Source organism: Aeromicrobium piscarium (assembly GCF_007421815.1).
In the GTDB taxonomy this organism is placed as follows: Bacteria; Actinomycetota; Actinomycetes; order Propionibacteriales; family Nocardioidaceae; genus Aeromicrobium; species Aeromicrobium piscarium.
The window spans coordinates 68,364-90,717 of sequence record NZ_VLNT01000002.1 but is presented as its reverse complement, the minus strand read 5'-3'; the positions used below and the strand labels follow the sequence as shown (position 1 = coordinate 90,717).

At 68.2% G+C, this 22,354-nt stretch carries 22 protein-coding genes; all 22 read left to right on the top strand.

Translation table 11 applies throughout. The annotated features are described in order from the left end of the window. Window positions 1-78 precede the first annotated feature (78 nt). The 22 genes from ftsY to FNM00_RS03170 all read left to right on the top strand — a co-directional run bounded on the left by ftsY (window position 79) and on the right by FNM00_RS03170 (window position 22,353). Entirely contained in the window at window positions 79-1,275 is a 1,197-nt protein-coding gene (gene ftsY, locus FNM00_RS03275) for a signal recognition particle-docking protein FtsY (RefSeq protein WP_143911584.1), read from the top strand. 121 nt (window positions 1,276-1,396) lie between these two features. Then, complete coding sequence (locus FNM00_RS03270; protein ID WP_246065047.1) at window positions 1,397-2,716, top strand: ammonium transporter; 1,320 nt, start codon at window positions 1,397-1,399, stop codon at window positions 2,714-2,716. A 3-nt stretch (window positions 2,717-2,719) separates the two neighbouring features. After that, on the top strand, window positions 2,720-3,058 hold the full coding sequence (locus FNM00_RS03265; RefSeq protein ID WP_143911582.1) for a P-II family nitrogen regulator: 339 nt from the start codon (window positions 2,720-2,722) through the stop codon (window positions 3,056-3,058). After that, window positions 3,055-5,322 carry a [protein-PII] uridylyltransferase gene (locus tag FNM00_RS03260; RefSeq protein WP_143911581.1) on the top strand — a complete coding sequence of 756 codons (2,268 nt, stop codon included), beginning with the start codon at window positions 3,055-3,057 and terminating at the stop codon, window positions 5,320-5,322. Before FNM00_RS03265 ends, FNM00_RS03260 begins: the two co-directional genes overlap by 4 nt. Window positions 5,323-5,446: 124 nt before the next feature. After that, a complete protein-coding gene (ffh, locus tag FNM00_RS03255; protein WP_143911580.1) occupies window positions 5,447-7,000 on the top strand; it encodes a signal recognition particle protein in 1,554 nt (517 codons plus the stop codon). Beyond that, window positions 6,997-7,665 (top strand): DsbA family protein, encoded by a 669-nt coding sequence (locus tag FNM00_RS03250; RefSeq protein ID WP_185972945.1) that lies wholly within the window; start codon window positions 6,997-6,999, stop codon window positions 7,663-7,665. Before ffh ends, FNM00_RS03250 begins: the two co-directional genes overlap by 4 nt. A 50-nt stretch (window positions 7,666-7,715) precedes the next feature. Continuing rightward, entirely contained in the window at window positions 7,716-8,228 is a 513-nt protein-coding gene (locus FNM00_RS03245; protein WP_143911579.1) for a gluconokinase, read from the top strand. Then, window positions 8,225-9,595 (top strand): GntP family permease, encoded by a 1,371-nt coding sequence (locus FNM00_RS03240; protein ID WP_143911578.1) that lies wholly within the window; start codon window positions 8,225-8,227, stop codon window positions 9,593-9,595. The genes FNM00_RS03245 and FNM00_RS03240 overlap by 4 nt, the downstream gene beginning before the upstream one ends. A 228-nt stretch (window positions 9,596-9,823) precedes the next feature. Beyond that, on the top strand, window positions 9,824-11,557 hold the full coding sequence (locus FNM00_RS03235; protein ID WP_143911577.1) for an ABC transporter ATP-binding protein: 1,734 nt from the start codon (window positions 9,824-9,826) through the stop codon (window positions 11,555-11,557). Beyond that, the gene (locus tag FNM00_RS03230) at window positions 11,554-13,446 is read left to right on the top strand and encodes an ABC transporter ATP-binding protein (RefSeq protein WP_143911576.1); all 1,893 of its coding nucleotides are present in this window, start codon (window positions 11,554-11,556) and stop codon (window positions 13,444-13,446) included. Before FNM00_RS03235 ends, FNM00_RS03230 begins: the two co-directional genes overlap by 4 nt. A gap of 333 nt (window positions 13,447-13,779) precedes the next feature. Beyond that, the gene (gene rpsP, locus FNM00_RS03225) at window positions 13,780-14,217 is read left to right on the top strand and encodes a 30S ribosomal protein S16 (protein ID WP_143911575.1); all 438 of its coding nucleotides are present in this window, start codon (window positions 13,780-13,782) and stop codon (window positions 14,215-14,217) included. Window positions 14,218-14,219: 2 nt separating this feature from the next. After that, window positions 14,220-14,471 carry an RNA-binding protein gene (locus FNM00_RS03220; RefSeq protein ID WP_143911574.1) on the top strand — a complete coding sequence of 84 codons (252 nt, stop codon included), beginning with the start codon at window positions 14,220-14,222 and terminating at the stop codon, window positions 14,469-14,471. 7 nt (window positions 14,472-14,478) lie between these two features. After that, window positions 14,479-15,009, top strand: a complete 531-nt coding sequence (rimM, locus tag FNM00_RS03215) for a ribosome maturation factor RimM (RefSeq protein WP_143911573.1) — start codon at window positions 14,479-14,481, stop codon at window positions 15,007-15,009. Window positions 15,010-15,014: 5 nt separating this feature from the next. Next, window positions 15,015-15,692: a tRNA (guanosine(37)-N1)-methyltransferase TrmD gene (trmD, locus tag FNM00_RS03210; RefSeq protein ID WP_143911572.1), complete on the top strand. Its 678-nt coding sequence runs from the start codon at window positions 15,015-15,017 to the stop codon at window positions 15,690-15,692. Window positions 15,693-15,977: 285 nt separating this feature from the next. Continuing rightward, window positions 15,978-17,213, top strand: a complete 1,236-nt coding sequence (locus FNM00_RS03205) for an ammonium transporter (protein WP_143911571.1) — start codon at window positions 15,978-15,980, stop codon at window positions 17,211-17,213. A 248-nt stretch (window positions 17,214-17,461) separates the two neighbouring features. Beyond that, window positions 17,462-17,812 carry a 50S ribosomal protein L19 gene (gene rplS, locus FNM00_RS03200; protein WP_143911570.1) on the top strand — a complete coding sequence of 117 codons (351 nt, stop codon included), beginning with the start codon at window positions 17,462-17,464 and terminating at the stop codon, window positions 17,810-17,812. Window positions 17,813-17,914: 102 nt separating this feature from the next. Next, window positions 17,915-18,571: a signal peptidase I gene (gene lepB, locus FNM00_RS03195; protein ID WP_246065046.1), complete on the top strand. Its 657-nt coding sequence runs from the start codon at window positions 17,915-17,917 to the stop codon at window positions 18,569-18,571. Continuing rightward, on the top strand, window positions 18,568-19,224 hold the full coding sequence (locus tag FNM00_RS03190; RefSeq protein WP_143911569.1) for a ribonuclease HII: 657 nt from the start codon (window positions 18,568-18,570) through the stop codon (window positions 19,222-19,224). The genes lepB and FNM00_RS03190 overlap by 4 nt, the downstream gene beginning before the upstream one ends. Before the next feature lie 67 nt (window positions 19,225-19,291). Beyond that, the gene (locus tag FNM00_RS03185; RefSeq protein WP_087624844.1) at window positions 19,292-19,603 is read left to right on the top strand and encodes a DUF2469 domain-containing protein; all 312 of its coding nucleotides are present in this window, start codon (window positions 19,292-19,294) and stop codon (window positions 19,601-19,603) included. Between the two features lie 9 nt (window positions 19,604-19,612). Beyond that, window positions 19,613-20,302 (top strand): hypothetical protein, encoded by a 690-nt coding sequence (locus FNM00_RS03180; protein ID WP_143911568.1) that lies wholly within the window; start codon window positions 19,613-19,615, stop codon window positions 20,300-20,302. A gap of 108 nt (window positions 20,303-20,410) precedes the next feature. Beyond that, window positions 20,411-20,773 (top strand): YraN family protein, encoded by a 363-nt coding sequence (locus FNM00_RS03175; protein ID WP_143911567.1) that lies wholly within the window; start codon window positions 20,411-20,413, stop codon window positions 20,771-20,773. Then, window positions 20,773-22,353: a YifB family Mg chelatase-like AAA ATPase gene (locus FNM00_RS03170; protein WP_143911566.1), complete on the top strand. Its 1,581-nt coding sequence runs from the start codon at window positions 20,773-20,775 to the stop codon at window positions 22,351-22,353. Before FNM00_RS03175 ends, FNM00_RS03170 begins: the two co-directional genes overlap by 1 nt. Window position 22,354: the final 1 nt, after the last annotated feature.

Here is a 22,354-nt window from a genome sequence, read left to right as displayed (position 1 = left end):
GGGACGAGAGGGGCGTGATGCTGCGGCCGCGCGGCGGGGCGTCGAGTACGGGCGTGGCTATCTCCTAGGGTGGATGCCGTGACCACCGAACTGCTCATCATCCTGCTCATCGCGGTCGTCGTCGTGGCCGGCGCCGGCATCGGACTGCTGGTATCGCGCAAGAACCGCGGCCTGCCGTCGCCCCGTGACCTCGACCAGATCACCGAGCGCACCATCGACCACCCCGAGGAGCCCGAACCGGGCCCGGTCGACGATGGACTGCTCGAGGACGACTTCGTCGAGCTGGACGAGACGGGCGCTCCCGCGACCGAGACCACCGTCGACGAGCCCACGGCTCCGGCCGTCGAGGCGCCCGAGCCTCCGCAAGGCCGGATGATGAGGCTGCGGGCCCGGTTGGCCCGCTCGCAGAGCAGCCTGGGCAAGGGCCTTCTGAGCCTGCTCGGCGGCGGCAAACTCAGCGATGACGACTGGGAGGAGATCGAGGACACCCTGCTGGCGGCCGATGTCGGCGTCGGTCCCACGACGGAGCTCGTCGAGAACCTCCGCGCTCGGCTCTCGACCGAGGGGGTCTCCGATACCGACCGCGCTCGCACCATCCTGCGCGAGGAGCTCATCGGGCTGGTGGGGCCGTCACTGGACCGCACCCTGCACTCGACCGGCGACGACGGCGCCCCCGGAGTGGTGCTCGTGGTCGGGGTCAACGGCACCGGAAAGACCACGACGGTGGGCCGTCTCGCGCGGGTGCTCGTCGCGGAGGAGAAGACGGTGTTGCTCGGCGCCGCGGACACCTTCCGTGCGGCCGCGGCCGATCAGCTGGAGACCTGGGGTGAGCGGGTCGGCGTGCCGACGGTCCGCGGTCCCGAGGGAGGCGACCCGGCGAGCGTCGGCTTCGACGCGGTCAAGCGCGGTATCACCGAGGGCACCGATGTCGTGCTCGTCGACACCGCCGGTCGCCTGCACACCAAGGCCGGGCTCATGGACGAGCTGGGCAAGGTCAAGCGCGTGGTCGAGAAGCAGGCGCCCGTCACCGAGGTGCTGCTCGTCATCGACGCGACGACCGGTCAGAACGGTCTGACGCAGGCCAGGGTCTTCTCCGAGGTGGTGGACGTCACCGGTGTCGTGCTCACCAAGCTGGACGGCACCGCCAAGGGCGGCATCGTCGTGGCGGTGCAACGCGAGCTCGGCGTCCCCGTCAAGTTCGTGGGACTGGGCGAAGGCGCCGACGACCTCGCGCCCTTCGACGCCGAGGAGTTCGTCGACGCGCTGCTCGCCTGAGCGTCGGACGACATGCCGATGTAACACAGGCGGCGATGTCGATACGCAACCGCAACATCTACGTGGCGGTGGCGAAATGACCGACGACCACCGTAGGACCACGGGCGCGATCCTCGCGTCCGTGGTTCTCGTTGGAGGTCTCATGGATACCGGCTACGCCGCGTACGCCGCCTGGATTCTCGCATCGGCATCGCTCGTGCTGCTGATGACGCCTGGGCTGGCGCTCTTCTACGGCGGGATGACCCGCGCGAAATCCGTACTGAACATGATCATGATGTCGTTCGGCGCGCTCGCCCTCATCCCCGCCGTCTTCATCCTCTGGGGATGGTCGACGGCGTACGGCTCGGACGTCCTCGGATTGTTCGGCAACCCCTTCGATCTGTTCGGCCTGCAGGGGGTGGCGGCCACCGACTACGTGAGCATCGCCTTCCAGGTCACCTTCGCGATCATCACCGCGGCCCTGATCAGCGGCGCCATCGCCGATCGCGTCAAGTTCTCGGCGTGGCTGCTGTTCCTGCCGCTCTGGGTGACGTTCTCCTACTTCCCGCTGGCCCACCAGGTGTGGGGCGGCGGCTTCCTGTCCGATGCGGCGAGTGGGCTCGCGGCGAAACTCTTCGGCCTCGTCGACGGAGTCGCGGCGGTCGCCCCCGTCGACTACGCCGGAGGGACGGTCGTCCACATCAACGCCGGCGTCGCCGGCCTCGTCCTGGTGCTGCTGATCGGCGCACGCCGAGGCTTCGGCCGGGAGCCGATGCGTCCGCACAATCTCCCACTGACGATGCTCGGTGCCGGTCTGCTGTGGTTCGGGTGGTTCGGCTTCAACGTCGGCTCCTATGTCCCCGACGCGGAGAGCTTCGATCTCGAGGGATTCGTCAGCGAGACCGGGCTGGTGTGGGTGAACACCACGGCAGCGGCCGCCGCGGCGATCCTGGGCTGGATCGTGGTCGAGAAGATCCGCGACGGCAAGGCCACCAGCCTCGGCGCGGCCTCCGGCGTGGTGGCCGGTCTGGTCGCGATCACGCCGGCGTGCGGGGCGCTGAGCCCGATCGGTTCGCTGATCCTCGGCGCGGTCGCGGGCGCGCTGTGCGCCTTGGCGGTGGGCCTGAAGTACCGCTTCGGCTATGACGACTCGCTCGATGTCGTCGGGGTCCATCTCGTGGGCGGCCTGGTTGGCACCGTGGGCATCGGCTTCCTGGCGACCGCCGGTGGCCTGTTCTACGGTGACGGTGTCCGGTTGCTCGTCGTCCAGGCGAGCATCGCGATCTACGCGATGCTCTGGTCCGGTATCGCCACGCTCATCGTCGGCCTCATCGTCAAGGTGGTCCTGGGATGGCGCGTCGACGAGGAAGAGGAAGTCTCGGGGATCGACTTCGCCGAGCATGGAGAGTCCGCATACGATCTGGCCAACACCGGCGGATCCACCTTCACGACAGGAGCCTGAGCCATGAAGCTCGTGACCGCAGTCATCAAACCGCACAAGTGGGAGGAAGTCCGCGAGGCACTCGCCGCGGCCGGAGTGGCGGGTATGACCGTGACCGAGGCCAGCGGGTACGGCCAGCAGAAGGGCCACACCGAGGTCTACCGGGGAGCGGAGTACGATGTCTCGCTGGTGCCCAAGATCCGCGTGGAGATCGTCATCGACGATATGGAGGCCGAGACGGTCGTCTCGACCATCGCCCAGGCCGCGCAGACCGGCAAGATCGGCGACGGCAAGGTCTGGGTCGTCCCCGTCGACTCCGTCGTGCGAGTCCGCACCGGTGAGACCGATGAGGCCGCGATCTGAGCGCTGATCTCGCAGCGCACCTCGCACGAGGCCGGCGTGAGCGGTCCGACGAGGCCGACCGCCTGCTGACGAGGGTCTTCGGCGAGGCCACCGGGACGAGTTCTCACGGTGGCCTCGCCCTCGTCGCGGTCGGGGGCTATGGGCGGCGCGAGCTCTCGCCCTACAGCGACCTCGACGTCGTCCTGCTGCACGACGCGGGCGTCGACGAGGCCGAGGTCGCCCGGATCGCTCAGGAGGTCTGGTATCCCCTGTGGGATCGGCGCGTCGTCCTCGATCACGCGGTCCGTTCGGTCGATGAGACGGTCCGCACGGCAGGTGAGGACTACCGGGCGGCGATGGGCATGCTCGATGCTCGCTGTGTCGTCGGCGACGCCGAGGTCGTCGCTTCCGCGCGAACCCGAGTGCTGGGCGACTGGCGTCGTGAGGCCCGGCGACGGATCGGCGATGTCAGGACGGCCCGTAACGAGCGCATCGACCGATTCGGATGGCTCGCCCACGCGGCCGTGCCGGATCTCAAGGAGTCCGGTGGCGGTCTGCGCGATTCCGTGACATTGCGTGCGCTGCTCGCGACGTGGCTGGTCGACCTCCCGCGCGACGAGGCCGAGTCGCTGCGGGAGCGACTGCTGGATATCCGGGACACACTGCACGAGGTCGCGAGCCGGCGCAGCGACCGGCTGCTGCCCGAGCTCGTCCCCGAGGTCGCCGAGCGGTGGTCGCTCGGCCCGGCCACGCTGGACCTGCAGGTGCGCGACATCGGCCGCCGGATCGCGCACCTGGCCTCTGTGACCTGGCGTCGCGTGGACGCGACGGTCGCCCGCGATCCACACCGCCGCGTCGGCGCCCGGGGACCGCTCATCGAACCGGTCGCATCGGGCGTCGGCGTGCTGGCCGGCGAGGTGGTGGTGACCCGGCAGGCGGATCCCGCGAGCGATCCGGAACTGTTGCTGCGGTTCGCTGCCACCGCGGCGCGCAGATCGCTGCCGATGAACGCCGCGTCCATCGGGCGTCTCGTGCGGCAGCTGGGGGATTGGCCACCGGTCTGGCCGGCCTCCACCCGCCGGTGGATGGTCGAACTGCTGGGGGCCGGGCCCGGCCTGGTCGACGTGTGGGAGGAACTCGATATCGCCGGTCTCATCGAGCCGCTGCTGCCCGAATGGCGCGATATCCGCTTGCGGGGTTCGTCATCGCCGGTCCACCGCTTCACCATCGACCGGCACAGCATCGAGACCTGCGTGCAGGTGATGCGGTCCAGTCGTGAGGTGGCCCGTCCGGACCTCCTGGTCGTCGCGGCCCTGCTCCACGACATCGGCAAGGGTCGTGCCGGTGACCACAGTGAGGTGGGTGCGCCGATGGCCAAGGCGATCTGCCGTCGTTGGGGCTTCGATGCCGTCGAGAGCACGATGGTCGGGCGTCTCGTCCGCTGGCACCTGCTGTTGCCCACCGTCGCGACCCGGCGCGATATCGAGGATCCGCAGACGGCCGCGAATGTCGCCGAGATCGTGCGGACCTCGTCCTTCCTCGATCTGCTCGCCGCGTTGACGGCCGGTGACGCGCTCGCCACGAGCGACCAGGCGTGGAGCCGCTGGAGGAGGGGACTGGTGGAGGGCCTGGTGGGCAAGGTCCGCGCGGTGCTGGCCGGTGCCCCCGATGACGACCTCGTCTCGGCGGGTTGGCCGTCCGGAACGCCGCTGCCCGATCTGTTGGGGGTGGGACCGACCACCCTCGCGGTGTCCACCGAGAACCACCACGACGGCTCGCTGGTGCTGGTCGTCTGCGGCGACCGCACCGGCGTGCTGGGCGATCTCGCCGGTGCCATGTCGTTGGCCGGCCTCTCGATCCGCTCGGTACGCGTGGCGAGCGATGGCGCCGGCGCCGCCACCCTGTGGGAGGTGTCGCGGCCCGATCTCGACGCTCGGGTCCTGCGCGAGAGGCTTCGTGCCGTGGTGGACGGCTCGGTCGATCTCGCGCGGCGACTCACCTTCGATCCCGGTGACACGAGACCACGGGTCACCGTCCTCGAGGCGATGGAGCAGACCGCGACGCTGCTGGAGGTGCGGGCGACGGACCGCCGCGCCCTCCTGTGGGTGGTCTGCCGCGCCATCACCGCGGCGGGATACGGGATCCGATCGGCGCATACCGACACCTACGGGGACGAGGCGCGTGATGTCTTCTACGTCGTCGATCGGTCGTCCCGACCCCTGACAGCCGAGGCCGCGGAGTCGTTGCGGACCCGCGTCACCGCCGCCCTCACCGGCGATCGGTGAGTGTTCCCGCACCTGGACCACACGAGTGCGTGATGGCCCACCGCCCACGCTCCGGCGCCCGGACCGAGCCGAGCCCGGCATACCGGCAGCGGCGGGTTCGGCGGCTCGGATACCCTGAAGCCCTATGTTCGATTCGCTCCAAGACCGGCTGCAGTCGGCGTTCAAGACGCTCCGCGGCAAGGGCAAGCTGTCCGAGGCCGACATCGACGAGGTCGCCCGGGAGATCCGGGTCGCGTTGCTCGACGCCGACGTGGCGGTGCCCGTCGTGCGCGCCTTCATCGGCAACGTCAAGGAGCGCGCCCGCGGCGCGGAGGTCAGCCAGGCGCTGAACCCGGCGCAGCAGGTCATCAAGATCGTCAACGAGGAGCTCGTCTCGATCCTGGGTGGGGAGACACGGCGACTGCAGTTCGCCAAGAACCCGCCCACCGTCATCATGCTCGCCGGCCTGCAAGGCGCCGGTAAGACCACGCTCGCCGGCAAGCTCGGCCGCTGGCTCAAGGCGCAGGGCAACTCGCCCATGCTCGTCGCGGCGGATCTGCAGCGACCCAACGCGGTCAACCAGCTCCAGGTCGTCGGTGGGCAGGCCGGGGTCACGGTCTTCGCCCCTGAACCGGGCAACGGGGTCGGCAACCCCGTGCAAGTCGCCCGCGATGCGATCGCCGAGGCCAAGCGGACCTTGCACGATGTCGTCATCGTTGACACCGCCGGACGTCTCGGTATCGATGCCGAGCTGATGAAGCAGGCCTCGGACATCCGCGACGCGGTGAATCCCGACGAGGTCCTCTTCGTCATCGACGCGATGATCGGTCAGGACGCCGTCACCACGGCCGAGGCCTTCGCCGAGGGTGTGGACTTCACCGGTGTCGTGCTGTCCAAGCTCGACGGCGACGCCCGCGGTGGCGCGGCATTGTCGATCCGCTCCATCACCGGCCGCCCGATCATGTTCGCCTCGACGGGCGAGAAGCTCGACGACTTCGATGTCTTCCATCCCGACCGGATGGCCTCGCGCATCCTGGACATGGGCGATGTCCTCACCCTCATCGAGCAGGCCGAGAAGGCCTTCGACGCCGATCAGGCGCAGGCCGCCGCCGAGAAGGTCGCGGGCGGCACCTTCACCCTCGAGGACTTCCTGCAGCAGATGGAAGCCCTGGCGAAGATGGGCTCGATGACCAAGCTGCTGGGCATGATGCCCGGCATGGGCCAGTTCAAGGACCAGCTGGCCAACTTCGACGAGCGCGACATGGACAAGATCAAGGCGATCATCCGCTCGATGACCCCCGCCGAGCGCGAGAATCCCAAGATCATCGACGGCTCCCGCCGAGCCCGGATCTCCAAGGGTTCCGGTACGCAGGTCAGCGACGTCAACCAGCTGGTGACGCGCTTCTTCGAGGCCAGCAAGATGATGCAGAAGATGGCCAAGGGCGGTGGAATGCCGGGCATGCCGGGCATGGGGCCGATGCCGGGCATGCCGGGTGTCAGCAAGCGTGCGGGCGCCAAGCAGAAGCCGCAGGCCAAGAAGGGCAAGAAGGGCAAGAAGGTCTCGGGCAACCCCGCCAAGCGTGCGGCAGCCGCGTCCGAGCAGCCCAAGGAGCCGGGCAACGGCGCCGGAGCGTTCGGCTTCCCGCAAGGAGGCGCTGACGACTTCGAGCTGCCCAAGGAGCTGCGAGACCTGCTGTGACGGCACCTCGCAATCGCATCCTCATCGGGATCGCGGTGGTGATCGCGGTGGTCGCCGTCATCGGCGGTATCGGGGTCTGGTCGCAGAGTTCGTCCGAACCCCGCGAGGACGCGCCGATCTCGCCGGCCGATGCGTCGCTCATCGCGGACGACACACGTTTCCTCGATCGGCCCGACGACGCGTCGGTCACGGTGGTCGAGTTCATCGACTTCGAGTGCGAGGTCTGTCGCGCGTTCTACCCACATGTCGAGCAGCTGCGCGAGGACTACGAGGGCCGTATCGCGTTCGCGGTTCGCTATTTCCCGATGCCGGGCCATCCGAACTCGGTACCGGCCGCGCTGGCCGCTGAGGCGGCGGGGGAGCAGGACCGCTTCGAGGAGATGTATGCGCGGCTGCTCGAGACGCAGGAGGAATGGCACGGCACCAGTGCTGTCGACCAGACACCCTATTTCCGCCAGCTGGCTGCGGAGATCGGACTGGATCTCGACGACTACGATGCCGCGGTCGCCGATGACGCCACGGTGATGCGGGTCGCCGCGGACTTCGAGGAAGGTCGTGCCCTCGGTGTCGAGGGCACGCCGACCTTCTTCGTCGACGGCGAGGTCGTCGAGTTGACGGCCTTCGAGGATCTCGAACGCGCCGTCGTGGCAGCCCTCGAGGACTGATTCTCGCGCGGTGGTGGCGCTTCGCCTGCCGCGGTCCTAATGTCAGCACCATGACAGCAGCACCGCTCGTGGTGGTCATGGGTATCTCGGGGGTCGGGAAGTCCGCGGTCGGACACGCCGTCGCCGATCTCGTGGGCATCGAGTACGCCGATGGCGATGATTTTCACCCTCCGGCCAATATCGCCAAGATGTCCGAGGGGACCCCGTTGACCGACGAGGATCGGTGGCCGTGGCTGGAGGACATCGGTCGATGGCTGGCCGATCACGACGAGACCGGTGGCATCATCAGCTGCTCGGCATTGCGTCGCGCCTACCGGGACGTGCTGACCCGGCACGCTCCGCGGACGATCTTCCTGCACCTGGTCGGCGATCACGATCTCATCCGTGAGCGGATGGAGCATAGGGACCATTTCATGCCGGCATCGCTCCTGCAGTCCCAGGAGGACACGTTGGAGCAGCTCGCCGCCGACGAGAACGGCGGAGTCTTCGACATCACCCTGCCGCCGGACGACATCGCCCGTGCGTTCCTGCGTCGCTATCGCATCCCTGAGAGGTCAGCATGATCACCGACCTGTTCACCGCCGACCCGGTGACGCCCGCCGCGGGGAGCGTCCAGCTGATCATCGCCGCGTTGATCGGTATCGCCGTCATCGTCGTGCTCATCACCTTCTTCAAGTTCCATCCCTTCCTCGGCCTGATCCTCGGCTCGCTGACGGTGGGAGCGGTGGCCGGTCAGCCGATGGCCGATGTGGTCGAGAGCTTCTCCGGAGGTCTCGGGGACACGGTCGCGAGTGTCGGCACGCTGATCGCGCTCGGCGCGATGTTCGGCAAGCTGCTGGCCGACTCCGGGGGCGCGGACCAGGTGGTGGACACGATCATCGGTCGTTCCAGCGACCGGATGCTGCCCTGGGCGATGGCGGCGATCGGCGCGATCATCGGTCTGCCGATGTTCTTCGAGATCGGTCTCGTGCTGTTGATGCCGGTCATCTTCCTGGTGGCGCGGCGCAGCAACAAGTCGCTGATCGCCCTCGGGCTCCCGGCGCTGGCCGGTCTCTCGGCGATGCACGGCTTCGTGCCACCGCATCCGGGTCCGCTCGCGGCCGTCGACGCCCTCGACGCGGACCTGGGGTTGACCCTCGGTCTGGGCGTGCTCGCGGCGATCCCCACGATCATCGTCGCTGGTCCGCTGTTCGCGAAGGTCGCTGCCCGATGGGTCGATGTTCCGCCGCCGGAGCTCTTCGACAGCAGTGACGAGCGGGGCGGCAAGCGTCCGTCCTTCGCGCTCACCTTGGCGACGGTGCTGTTGCCGGTCGTGCTGATGCTCGGCAAGACGCTCGCGGACGTGGTGGGCCAGGAGGGTGTGCTGAAGTCGGCGCTCGACTTCATCGGCACCCCCTTCGTGGCCCTCTTGTTGGCGGTGCTGGTGGCGATGGCGACCCTGGGGCGTGGTGGCGGCATGTCGTGGGGCGACATCATGGGCAGCATCGAGAAGTCGCTGCCTCCGATCGCGGGGATCGTGCTGATCGTGGGTGCGGGCGGCGGCTTCAAGCAGACTCTGGTGGATACCGGCATCGCGGGTGTGATCGCCGACTGGGTCAGCGACAGCGGGTTCTCAGTGGTCGTGCTGGCATGGGGTGTCGCGGTGCTGATCCGCCTGGCGACGGGCTCGGCGACGGTCGCCACGGTGACGGCTGCCGGCATCATGGCACCGATCGCCGGTGACCTGGCGGCAGGGGAGGTCTCCTTGCTGGTGCTGGCGATCGGTGCGGGGTCGGTGTTCTTCTCGCACGTCAACGACGCCGGTTTCTGGCTGGTCAAGGAGTACTTCAAGCTCTCGGTCGGCCAGACCATCAAGTCGTGGTCGATCATGGAGACCGTGCTCTCGGTGACCGGCCTGATCATCGTCGTCGCCCTCGATCTCGTCGTCTAGGGTCGCCATCGCCCACCGGGGCGGTGACCTACGCACCTCTCGGTTTGGAGGGCGGTGAGTTAGGCACCTCTCGGACGGCTTGAGGGGTGCGTCACTCACCTCTCGGTTCGGGCGCCACTCGGCGCAGGAGTGTGTAGGTCACCGCCCGAGGGCGGGGCGGCTCGGGCCTCTCCGGCCGGAGGGTTCCATCAGACGGGAACCGTCGGTGCCCGGGCGTAGGCTGACCAGGTGCTGATCGGACTCCTGCGCAGGCATCTGCGCCCCTATCGTGGTGCGATCGCCTGGGTCGCGGTCTTCCAGCTGGTGCAGACCCTGGCCACCCTGTATCTGCCGGGCCTCAACGCCGACATCATCGACGACGGTGTCGCCCAGGGTGATGTCGGGTACATCTGGCGGGTCGGCGGGCTGATGCTCGCCGTCACCGTCGTGCAGGTGATCACCAATATCGTCGCGGTCTACATCGGGTCCAAGGTGGCGATGGGCGTCGGACGCGATCTGCGTGCCGGCGTCTACGGGGCCGTCGACGGCTTCGGCGCGCGCGAGATGTCGCAGTTCGGCGCGCCGACCCTCATCACCCGCTCCACGAACGACGTCCAGCAGGTGCAGCTCCTGCTGTTCATGGGACTCACGATGCTGCTCGTCGCGCCCATCATGGGGATCGGCGGCATCGTGATGGCGCTCCGTCAGGATGTGCAGCTCTCCGGCGTGCTGGTCATCGTCCTGCCGGTCCTCGTCATCACCCTGTCGCTCATCATCCGTCGGATGCGCCCGCTCTTCCGGCTCATGCAGAGCCGGATCGACGGGATCAACGGGATCATGCGCGAGCAGATCACCGGCATCCGCGTCATCCGCGCATTCGTCAAGGAACGCTACGAGACCGAGCGTTTCGGCGACGCCAACACGGCCTACCGCGATGTGGCGATCTCCGCCGGCCGGCTCATGAGCATCTTCTTCCCGCTGCTGATGGGCATCATGAACCTCTCGGTCGTGCTGGCGATCTGGTGGGGAGCCCACCGCATCGAGTCCGGCGACTTGGAGATCGGTGCGCTCACGGCCTTCCAGAACTACCTGATCCAGATCCTGATGTCGGTCATGATGGCCACCTTCATCTTCATGCTGTGGCCCCGCGCCGAGGTCTCCGCCGAGCGCATCACGGAGGTCCTCGACACCGAGCCGGTCATCGACGTGAGCCCCGACATCCCCGCGGTCGCCATCACCCAGGGCAGGCTCGACCTCGACGATGCCTCGTTCCGCTATCCGGGCGCCGAGCACGACGTGGTCCGGCACGCCTCGGTCGTCGTGCGCCCCGGCGAGACCACGGCGATAGTCGGCGGCACGGGCAGCGGCAAGTCGACGGTCCTCGGCCTGATGACCCGGCTCTTCGATGTCACCGGCGGCGCGGTCCTCCTCGATGGTCGCGATCTGCGCGATCTGCGCCCGGCCGATGTCTGGGCGGTGATGGGGCTCGTACCCCAGAAGGCGATGCTGTTCACCGGGACGGTCGCCTCCAATCTGCGATTCGGGCGCGCGGACGCGACCGACGAGGAGCTGTGGGAGGCACTCGAGATCGCCCAGGCACGCGACTTCGTCGAACGCATGCCCGGTGGTCTCGAGGCTCCGATCAGCCAGGGCGGCTCGAATGTCTCCGGCGGGCAGCGTCAGCGCCTGGCGATCGCTCGCGCTCTCGTCAAGCGTCCGCTCCTCTATCTCTTCGACGATTCCTTCTCCGCCCTCGACTTCGCCACCGATGCCGCCCTGCGCCGAGCGCTGCGGCCCGTGACGGCCGAGGCGGCGGTGGTGATCGTGGCGCAGCGGATCAGCACCATCCGCGATGCCGACCGGATCGTCGTGATGGACCGAGGCAATGTCGTCGGCACGGGCACGCACACCGAACTGATGGAGGACAACGAGGTGTATCGCGAGATCGTGCTCTCCCAGCTGAGCGAGCAGGAGGCGGCATGAGCCACCAGGCTGGGCCGCCGGCCAAACCGGCCGACTTCCGCGGCACCTTCGCGCGGCTGCTGCGACGACTGTTCGCCGAGCGCGTCGTCGTCTGGGGCATCGTGGCATTCGGGTTCATCGGCACCGCGCTCTCGGTGGTGGGTCCTCGTATCCTCGGACATGCCACCGACCTCGTCTTCGACGGATTCCTCTCCAGCCGTTTTCCCGAGGGGGCCACCAAGGAAGAGGTGGTCGAGCAGCTGCGACAGCAGGGCGACGACCGCCTCGCGCAGCTCATTGGCTCCGTCGATCTGACTCCCGGCCGCGGGATCGACTTCACGGCTCTCGCGTGGGTGCTGCTCGGCGCGGTCGCGCTCTATCTCGTGGCTTCGCTGTTCACCTGGTTCCAAGGTGTACTCGCCACCACCGCGGTCCAGCGCATGGTGGCCGGACTCCGCCGCGATGTCGAGGACCAGGTGCATCACGTGCCGCTGTCCTATCTCGACGGCCAGGAGCGCGGCGAGATCCTGTCGCGCACCACCAATGACATCGACAATGTCGCGCAGTCGCTGCAGCAGACGCTCAGCCAGATGCTCACCAGCCTGCTGATGGTCCTCGGCACTCTCATCATGATGCTGACGATCTCGCCGCTGCTGACCGTCATCGCGGTCGTCACGATCCCGGTGGCCATCGTGGTGACCGGACAGATCATGAAGCGTTCGCAACCCCAGTTCATCGCCCAGTGGACCCAGACCGGTCGCCTCAACGCGCACGTCGAGGAGACCTTCACCGGTCACGAGGTCGTCAAGGTGTTCGGACGGCGTGAGCGGGCACGCGAGGAGTTCGACGCCAGCAACGGCGCCTTGTTCGATGCCTCCTTCCGAGCACAGTTCATCTCCGGTGTCATCCAGCCGGTGATGATGTTCGTGTCCAACCTGAACTACGTGCTCGTCGCGGTCATCGGGGGAGTCCGCGTGGCATCGGGCACGTTGTCGATCGGCTCGGTGCAGGCGTTCATCCAGTACTCGCGCCAGTTCACTCAGCCGCTGACTCAGGTCGCGGCGATGATCAACCTGCTGCAGTCCGGTCTCGCCTCGGCAGAGCGGGTCTTCGGGCTCCTGGACGAGCCTCGCGAACCCACCGAGATCGACGCGCGCGAACCGGTCCAGCCCGTCCGCGGACGCGTCGTCTTCGACGATGTGTCCTTCTCCTATACCGACGAACCGCTCATCGAGCATCTCTCCCTCGTCGCGGAACCGGGCCAGACGATCGCGATCGTCGGGCCGACCGGTGCGGGCAAGACGACGCTGACCAATCTGCTGCTGCGGTTCTACGATCTCGACGCCGGGCGCATCACGCTCGACGGAGTCGACATCGCCGAGCTGCGTCGTGCCGACCTGCGCGATCAGTTCGGCGTGGTGCTGCAGGACACCTGGCTGTTCTCCGGCACCATCGGCGAGAACATCGCGTACGGTGCCGAGGACGCGTCACCGGACGATATCGCCCGTGCCGCCGAGGCCGCCCACGTCGACCACTTCGTGCGGACCCTGCCCGACGGCTATGAGACCCGTATCGACGACGACGGTGGGGGAGTGAGCGCCGGACAGCGCCAGCTGCTGACCATCGCCCGCGCCTTCCTCGCGGACCCGGCGATCCTGATCCTCGATGAGGCCACCAGCTCGGTCGACACGCGCACCGAGACCCTCGTCCAGGAGGCGATGACGCGGCTGCGGAGCGGTCGCACGAGCTTCGTCGTCGCTCATCGACTCTCCACCATCCGCGACGCCGACCACATCGTCGTGATGGAGCACGGGGCGATCGTCGAGCAGGGCACCCACGACGAGCTCATCGAGGCCGGCGGGGCGTACCAGCGCCTCTACGCCGCGCAGTTCGCCGCTCCCGCGAGCTGAGTCCGGCGGCGGGAGCGGCGAGTTGTCACGTACTCGGTCGCCTGACGTGCGGGATGGCTCACCGCCGTCGGCCCGGTCAGGATTGCGGTGCGTGGTCAACCACCCGGGGCTCCCGGGTGTTGACGGCTCGCCGCCAGCCACCGCTCGCGGTTCGGGCTCCGGGCGTCAGGGGGTGTTTGGAGCCGCCGTGCTCCTCTGGCACAATGGTGCCTTGCGTCCGGTGCCATGCGGTCCCTCTCAACTGCACGGTCCGGCCCCCCGACGTCGCGCGGCCTGCCCCACATGCCGTGGCGTCGTCACCGACAGCTCAGATCACAAGGAGACACCACACCCGTGGCAGTCAAGATTCGCCTCAAGCGGATGGGCAAGATCCGCACCCCGTTCTACCGCATCGTCATCGCCGACGCGCGCACCAAGCGCGACGGTCGCGTGATCGAGGAGATCGGCACGTACAACCCCAAGACCGAGCCCTCGACGATCCACGTCGACTCCGAGCGCGCGCAGTACTGGCTCGGTGTCGGCGCTCAGCCGACCGAGGCCGTCACCGCGATCCTCAAGCTGACCGGTGACATCGGCGGGCAGGCGACCCTGAAGCAGCCCGAGCCCAAGCCGAACAAGGCCGACCTGTTCGACGCCGCCCTCAAGGAGCTCCACAGCGAGCCCAAGAAGGGTGCCACGACGGGCAAGAGCAAGCCGAAGGCCGAGGAGAAGGCCGCTGAGCCCGCTGCCGAGGCTCCGGCCGACGAGACCCCGGCTCCCGAGGCCGAGTGATCATGGGTGCGCCCCTGCGGGAGGTCGTCGAGCACCTCGTCGCCAGCATCGTCGAGCATCCCGACGACGTCACGGTCCGCACCAAGCAGACCCGGCGCGGTGACTTGTACGAGGTCCGGGTCCATCCCGATGACCTCGGCAAGGTGATCGGCCGCGGGGGACGCACCGCCACAGCGATCCGCACCGTCAGCTCGGCCATCGCCGGGTCGGGCGGCGCGCGGATCGACTTCGTCGACGTCGACCGCCAGCGCTGACCCGGCCATGCTGGTCGTCATCGGCCGGATCGGCCGAGCGCACGGCGTGCGCGGCGATGTCACGGTCGACGTCCGCACCGACGAGCCCGAGCGACGTTTCGCTCCGGGCTCGTCGGTCGTTTGCGGGGACGGGACCCTGACCGTGGCGTCCGCGCGGCCGCATTCTGGACGCTTCATCGTGAAGTTCCAGGAAGTCGCCGACCGCACCGCGGCCGAGGCGTTGCGGGGCAGCGTGCTGGAGGCTCGCATCGATCCCGACGAACTGCCCGACGAAGAGGACGCCTTCTACGACCGTCAGCTCATCGGGCTGGACGCCGTCACCGAGGCGGGAGCGCCCATCGGCGTCGTGACCGATGTCGTGCATCTGCCCGCCCACGACACCCTGGCGATCGACGCGTCCGGACTTGAGGTGCTGGTGCCCTTCGTCGCGGCGCTGGTCCCCGAGGTCGATCTCGACGGCGGCCGTGTGGTCGTCGTGGACGTCCCGGGGCTGCTCGATCCCGACACCGCCGAGGTCTCGCGTCCCGAAGGGGCCTGACCGGCGTGCGCATCGACATCATCACGATCTTCCCCGAGTACCTCGATCCACTCGCCCTGTCGCTGCCAGGGCGAGCTCGCGAGCGAGGGCTGCTCGACATCCAGGTCCACGATCTACGCGAGTGGACGCACGATCGTCACCGCACGGTCGACGACACTCCCTATGGCGGTGGCGCAGGCATGGTCATGCGCCCCGAGCCCTGGGGTGAGGCGCTCGATTCCGTCTGCACCGAGGAGAGCGTGGTCATCGTCCCGACACCCTCGGGCGAGGTCTTCGATCAGGGTCGCGCGGCCGCGCTGAGCGCAGAGCGCCACCTGGTCTTCTGCTGCGGACGCTATGAGGGCATCGATCAACGTGTCATCGATGAGATCGCCGATCGCTGGCGGCTCGCGGAGCTTTCCCTCGGGGACTTCGTGCTGAACGGGGGAGAGGTCGCCGCGCTGGCGATCACGGAGGCCGTGGTGCGGCTGATCCCGGGGTTCATGGGCAACCCCGACTCCCTGGTCGAGGAGTCGCACGCCGATGGCCTGCTCGAGTACCCCGTCTACACCAAACCCGCCAGCTGGCGCGGGCGCGACGTGCCGGAGGTGCTGCTCTCGGGTCACCACGGCAATGTGGCGCGCTGGCGCCATGAGCAGGCCGTCGAGCGCACCCGAGCGCGCCGCCCGGACCTCGAGCGGTGAGTCACGCACCTCTCGTCGGCTTCGAGGGGTGCGTAGGCCACCACCCAAGGAGGTGAGGGGTGCGTAGGCCACCACCCAAGGATCCAGGCGTCCTGGTGAACACGCATGAGGGGCGAACTCCCGGGGCAGGCCACCTAGATTTAACCTCAACGCGTTTCGTGTTACCGCGCTGAAACAGCCGCGGCGGGAGTTCGTAACCGCGTCCGATGAGCATCGGTGCAGTGCCAGTCACGGCAGCGCCGCCGTGTCGAGGCTGTACCTTCACCGACACGCAAAGAGGTTGATATGGAACCCGGAACGATCTGGCTGCTGGTCACCGCGGCCCTTGTTCTGTTCATGACCCCCGGACTGGCCTTCTTCTACGGCGGTCTGGTCAAGGCGAAGAGCGTCGTCTCGATGATGATGCTCAGCTTCGGCGCGATGGGCTTGGTCTTCGTGCTGTGGATCCTCTACGGCAACAACCTGGGCACCTTGAGCGGCGAGGGTATCGGCCTCCTGGTCGGCAACCCGTTCTCCGACTTCGGGCTCACCACTACCGCGCAGGAGGCCCCGGCGGACCTGGCCGGCATCGCCTTCGGCTCGACCTTCGCGGTCATCACGACGGCGCTGATCTCCGGAGCTGTCGCTGATCGCGCCCGGTTCTTCCCGTGGATGCTGTTCGCCGGCCTCTGGGCGACGATCGTCTACTTCCCCTCCCAAGGCTGGGTCTGGGGCGGCGGCTGGATCGAGCAGTTCGAGGTCGGCGGACGAGCCGTGATGGACTGGGCCGGCGGCACCGTCGTGCACATCAGCGCCGGTGCGGCAGCGCTCGCTCTCGCCATCGTCCTCGGCCAGCGCCGCGTGGGCTTCAGCAAGGAGGACTCGGCACCGCACAATGTCCCGCTAGTGCTGATCGGCGCCGCGGTGCTGTGGTTCGGCTGGTTCGGCTTCAATGCGGGCGCCGCCGAGGACGACGGCTCGGGTGCCATCATCTTCCTGAACACCATCGCGGCTCCGGCCGCCGGCATCATCGGCTTCATCGTGGTCGAGCACTTCAAGGACGGCAAGGCGACCGCGGTCGGCGCCGCCTCGGGTGTCGTCGCGGGCCTGGTCGCGATCACGCCCGCCTGCTTCAATCTCACACCGCTGGCGGCCATCGTGCTCGGTCTCATCGCGGGCGCCGTCTGTGCCTTCGCCATCGACCTGAAGTTCAAGCTCGGCTTCGACGACTCGCTCGACGTGGTCGGACTGCACCTCGTGGCCGGTTTCATCGGCTGCATCTACCTGGGCTTCGTCTCCTGGGAGCCCAATGGCGATGGCGTGGCGCTGCAGGGCGGCGGCTCCGGACTGCTGAACGGCGGCGGCATCGATCAGCTGATCGTGCAGGCTGTCCCGGCCGTCGCGGTGGCGGTCTACTCCTTCGTCATCGCGTACGCGCTCGGCAAGCTGATCGACGCGATGATCGGCTTCCGGGCCAAGGAGGAGGACGAGATCGCCGGCATCGACCTCGCGCTGCACGGCGAGGGATACAAGTTCGACTGACCTCCAGAGCCCCCGCATACGCTGCGGGTGAAAGAACGATGATGCGTCGTGGTCGCGAGGGCGGCCACGACGCATCATCGCTTCGCGGCTACGGAGCGGTATGCCGATTACCGAGGTCATCGACTGCTGTGGCAGAATGGACCCTCGGTGCCGACGCCTCTGCCACAGGGGAGACCCGTCGCTTGCAGCACCGTCCAATATCGTTCATCGAATCCGTCGGTGACCTGTGGCATCGATGAGGAGCAGTCATGACCAATGTCGTCGATCAGATCGCTGCCAGCCAGCTGCGCAGCGACATCCCCGAGTTTCGCGCCGGCGACACGCTCAAGGTCCACGTCAACATCGTCGAGGGCAACCGCTCGCGTGTGCAGGTGTTCCAGGGTGTCTGCATCAAGGTGCAGGGCTCGGGCGTCGGACGGACCTTCACCGTCCGCAAGGTGAGCTTCGGTGTCGGCGTGGAGCGTACGTTCCCGCTTCACTCCCCGGTCATCGACAAGATCGAGGTCGCGACGCGCGGTGACGTCCGTCGCGCCAAGCTGTACTACCTGCGCAACCTGCGCGGCAAGGCTGCCAAGATCAAGGAGAAGCGCGAGGACTGACCTCCGCGTTCCCTACCCGAGACGACCCCGCCGCGGCGGGGTCGTCTCGCGTTCCAGCGTGCCCCCGACAGCGTTGTCTAGGTGCCCGGTACGCTTCATCGAGTGACGACCGAGAAGCGCCAGCTGCCTGTGTGGCAGGAGTCGATCCTGCTGATCGTGACGGCAGTCGTGCTGGCCGTCATCGTCAAGACCTTCTTCGTCCAGGCGTTCTACATCCCCTCCGCCTCGATGGAGCCGGAGATGCAGATCGACGACAAGCTGCTCGTGCAGAAGGTCTCCTACTGGACCGGCGATCCGAAGCGCGGAGACATCATCGTCTTCGACGATCCGGGGGGCTGGCTCGGCTCCGCCGAGTCGGCAGGGCCGGGGAATATCGTCCAGCGCTCGCTCGAGGTCATCGGGTTGTACCCCTCCGGCGGGCATCTCATCAAGCGCGTCGTGGGCGTCGGGGGAGACACGGTCTCCTGCTGCGATGACGAAGGCCGGCTGCAGGTCAACGGCGAATCCATCGACGAGCCGTACCTCGCCGATGCCGAGGCGAATGCCGATCGCACCTTCGAGGTGGAGGTGCCGGAGGGCTATCTGTGGGTCCAGGGCGACAATCGAGGCAACTCCTCGGACTCCCGTTACCACCTCGGTGATCCCGGCGGCGGATTCATCCGCGAGGACGATGTCGTCGGCAAGGCCTGGCTGCGGGTCTGGCCGTTCAGCCGTTTCGGTTTCATCGGAGGGACCGACGCCTTCGAGAAGGTGCCGTGACCACACTCCTCTCCGGGCCCACAATCCGCCGCGATGCCGGCCTGTACGGCTATGAGCGGGCGCTGATCCGCCGTGGGTTGACGCCGATCGCGGGTGTCGACGAGGCGGGCAGAGGAGCCTGTGCGGGGCCGCTGGTGGCCGCCGCGGCCGTGCTCGACAAGCCGATCGACGGCCTGGCCGACTCCAAGCTGCTCACCCCCAAGCGTCGCGAGTCCTGCTTCGAGCTCATCACTCGACGTGCGCGCGCCTGGTCGGTCGTCGTGGTCGAGCCGGGGGAGTGCGATCGCCTGGGGCTGCATCGCGCCAATGTGGCAGCTCTGCGTCGCGCTCTCGCCCGGTTGGAGATCGTCCCCGCCTATGTGCTGACCGACGGATTCAGCGTCGACGGCCTGGGCACACCAGGACTCGCCGTGTGGAAGGGCGACCGGGTCTCCGCGTCGATCGCGGCGGCGTCGATCATCGCCAAGGTGACGCGCGACCGGATCATGGTGGATCTGCACGAGAAGTACCCGCAGTACGAATTCGCGGTGCACAAGGGATACTCGACCGCGCGGCACGAGCAGGCCTTGCGCGAACACGGTCCGTGTGCGGAGCATCGGATGACGTACGTCAACGTTCAAGCGGCGATGACCGCGACAGGAGGGCAGCCATGAGCGAACGTAGCGAGCGAAGTTTCGGGACTATCCCATGCCGCCCTCGATTCGTTGAGGTGGTGGCGGCATGAGCGCTGAGGATCTCGAACGCTATGAGACCGAGATGGAGCTTGCGCTGTACCGGGAGTACCGCGATGTCGTGCGGATCTTCAAGTACGTCGTGGAGACCGATCGACGCTTCTATCTGTGCAATGCGGTCGATGTGAAGGTGCGCTCGGAGACCGGCGACGCCTACTTCGAGGTGACGATGGCCGACGCGTGGGTGTGGGACATCTACCGCCCCGCTCGGTTCGCCAAGAATGTCAAGGTGCTGACCTTCAAGGACGTCAACGTCGAAGAGCTCCAGGACTCGGACTTCAAACTGCCTGAGAGCGACTAGCAGGAGACGGTGTCCTTCTCCTTCCTCCTTCCGGAGTCGCGCGCGTTCTTGAGAGGGCCGGAAACCGGTGACGCGAGCGCGTGGGAGACCGACCAGGCGGTGCGCCGCCTGCGCGCGGACTATGAGCGCTGGTCCCGTCTGCTCGTGGGCGTCGTGGCCTTCGCGGCGGCGGCTGGAGGCGGATGCGTCGCCGTCCTCTTCGCCGGGCTGTCTGTTGCCTGGCGGGTCCTTCCTCGCGGGGAGGATCTCGTGATCGGACTCGTGGCATTGCTCATGGCGCCGTGCGGTGTCGTCGTGCTCGTCCGGTTACGGCGCACGGGCCGTGTCCTCACACGCGCGGCTGCCGCCTGGGTCGTGGTGCCCTTCCGATCGGGTGAACGTTCGACGAGCCTCGGAGGCTGGGTCGCGGCCCGCACGGTGAACGTCGAGCCGCCGATCTTCGCGCGGATCGCGCTGGCGAGCCTCGTGTCGCTCCTGGCGGTCTGCGCGTGGAGTGTCGCGATCGTCTCCTTCGTCTCGCCGCGGGATCTCTCGCTCGGATTCGGTGAGAACGCGGCGTACGGTGCCGCGGCGCTCTATCTCGCGCTGCTGGCGACATTCTGCGGTGGCGGTCTGATCGCCGGCCCCATGCGCCTGGCGAACGGGCTCGGCGCAGGGGATCCGTTGTGGGTGCGCGTGCGGAGCATGTTCGCGCGCTGACGCACACGGCGGATGGCGGTTCGTCCACAGGATCGACGTGGCGTTCGGTCGTCCACAGATCCGCGGACGGGTCTGGTCCGAGGGCCGCTGCGGCCGCACGATCGCTGCATGACCTACGCACGGAACAAGGCGCTGGGCGCCTATGGGGAACGGCTCGCGTACGACTTCCTCCGAGAAGCGGGCATGGTGGTGCTCGATCGCAACTGGACCTCGCGGTTCGGTGAGATCGACATCGTCGCGCGCGACGGCGACACGCTGGTGATCTGTGAGGTCAAGACCAGGTCGGGAGACGCCTTCGGGACGCCGTTGGAGGCAGTGGGTCCTCGCAAGGCGGCCACGCTACGACGGCTCGCGGCGCACTGGCTCGAGGTCAGCGGGCTGCATCCGCCGGCGGTGCGGATCGACGTGGTCGCGGTGGTGGTCCCGGCGCGGGGCGCCCCACGTGTCGAGCGTGTGGCGGGAGTCGCCTGATGGCCGGCGCGACCCGGTCCGTCGCCCTCGACGGCTTACGTGGACGCCCCATCGAGGTCGAGGTCGATGTCTCCTCGGGCATGCCCGGCACGGTCATCGTCGGGCTCGGCGATGCGACGGTCAGCGAGGCCAGAGACCGCGTGCGCTCGGCCGTCGTCAACTCCGGCACCGGCTGGCCCGAGCATCGGGTCACCATCAACCTCGCGCCCTCCTCGCTCCCCAAGAACGGATCCCACTACGATCTGGCGATCGCCGTGGCCGTCTTCATGGCCAAGCGCCTCGTTCCCGCGGAGGGATGCGCCGACACGGTCTTCCTCGGTGAACTGGCGCTGGACGGCCGTGTCCGCGCCATCCGCGGGGTGCTGCCGGCGGTCTTGGCGGCGGCCGAAGCCGGGGTCGAGCGAGTCGTCGTGCCGGAGGCCAATGCGGCCGAGGCGGGCCTCGTCCCCGGAGTCGAGGTGCTCGGGGTGCGATCGCTGCGTCACGTGATCGCGGTGCTGACCGGCGAGCAACCCCCGGCGGACGACCCACCGGTCGAGCCGCTGGAGACCACGCAAGAGGCGGGATGGTCGAGCCGTCGGGTCGACCAGCTCGATCTGGCGGATGTCGCCGGACAGGACGACGCTCGACTCGCGACGGTCATCGCGGCGGCAGGCGGCCACCATGTGGCGATGACCGGGCCTCCCGGCATCGGCAAGACGATGCTCGCCCAACGCCTACCGGCCCTGCTGCCCGATCTGGACCTGGCCGCCTCGCTCGATGTCAGCGCGGTCCACTCGGTCGCGGGGGTGCTGCCCGCGGACGCCCCGCTGCTGAGCCGTCCGCCGTTCATCGATCCGCATCACTCGGCCAGCGCCGCGGCGATCGTCGGTGGAGGCAGCCGGCAGATCCGTCCCGGCGCGATGAGTCTCGCGCACCGAGGGATTCTGTTCTTGGATGAGGCTCCGGAGTTCGCGATCAATGTCATCGATGCTCTCCGTCAGCCCCTGGAGAGCGGCACGGTCGTCGTCTCACGAGCCGCGCAGACGGCGGTGTTCCCGGCGCGCTTCCAATTGGTGCTGGCCGCCAATCCCTGTCCGTGCGGCTACAGCGGTTCGGTCGTCGAACGGTGCGAGTGCACTCCGGTGCAGCGCCGCCGATACGGTGACAAGATCAGCGGGCCGGTGCGTGACCGGATCGACCTGCATCGGGTGCTGCGCGCTCCCACCCGCCCGGAGCTCGCCGAGAGCCTGGCGTGCCGGCGAACGAGTGCGCGATGGGCGGAAGATGTCGGCTCCGCGCGGGATCGTCAACGGCTGCGTCTGGAGCCGTACGGCGCCCGGCTCAACAGCGAGGTCTCAGGTGTCGTGATCCGCAAGGAGCTCCCACCGACCACCCCCGCCAGGGCCGTGCTCGAGCAGCAGCTCCAGGGCGGCAAGCTCAGTGCTCGGGCGGCCGACCGGGTGCTGCGGGTGGCGTGGACCGTGGCGGATCTGGTCGGTCACGAGCAGCCGGACGATGACGACGTCAGTACCGCGCTCGCCCTGCGGAGGGGCACGTCGATCGGTGGGGCACTGCGTGAGCGACTGCAGGCAGCCTGAC

Coding starts and splice junctions, on each gene's coding strand:
- FNM00_RS03265 (WP_143911582.1), top strand. CDS start 2,720: ATGAAGCTCGTGACCGCAGTCATCAAACCGCACAAGTGGGAGGAAGTC.
- ffh (WP_143911580.1), top strand. CDS start 5,447: ATGTTCGATTCGCTCCAAGACCGGCTGCAGTCGGCGTTCAAGACGCTC.
- FNM00_RS03245 (WP_143911579.1), top strand. CDS start 7,716: ATGACAGCAGCACCGCTCGTGGTGGTCATGGGTATCTCGGGGGTCGGG.
- FNM00_RS03240 (WP_143911578.1), top strand. CDS start 8,225: ATGATCACCGACCTGTTCACCGCCGACCCGGTGACGCCCGCCGCGGGG.
- FNM00_RS03230 (WP_143911576.1), top strand. CDS start 11,554: ATGAGCCACCAGGCTGGGCCGCCGGCCAAACCGGCCGACTTCCGCGGC.
- FNM00_RS03220 (WP_143911574.1), top strand. CDS start 14,220: ATGGGTGCGCCCCTGCGGGAGGTCGTCGAGCACCTCGTCGCCAGCATC.
- rimM (WP_143911573.1), top strand. CDS start 14,479: ATGCTGGTCGTCATCGGCCGGATCGGCCGAGCGCACGGCGTGCGCGGC.
- FNM00_RS03205 (WP_143911571.1), top strand. CDS start 15,978: ATGGAACCCGGAACGATCTGGCTGCTGGTCACCGCGGCCCTTGTTCTG.
- rplS (WP_143911570.1), top strand. CDS start 17,462: ATGACCAATGTCGTCGATCAGATCGCTGCCAGCCAGCTGCGCAGCGAC.
- FNM00_RS03185 (WP_087624844.1), top strand. CDS start 19,292: ATGAGCGCTGAGGATCTCGAACGCTATGAGACCGAGATGGAGCTTGCG.
- FNM00_RS03175 (WP_143911567.1), top strand. CDS start 20,411: ATGACCTACGCACGGAACAAGGCGCTGGGCGCCTATGGGGAACGGCTC.
- FNM00_RS03170 (WP_143911566.1), top strand. CDS start 20,773: ATGGCCGGCGCGACCCGGTCCGTCGCCCTCGACGGCTTACGTGGACGC.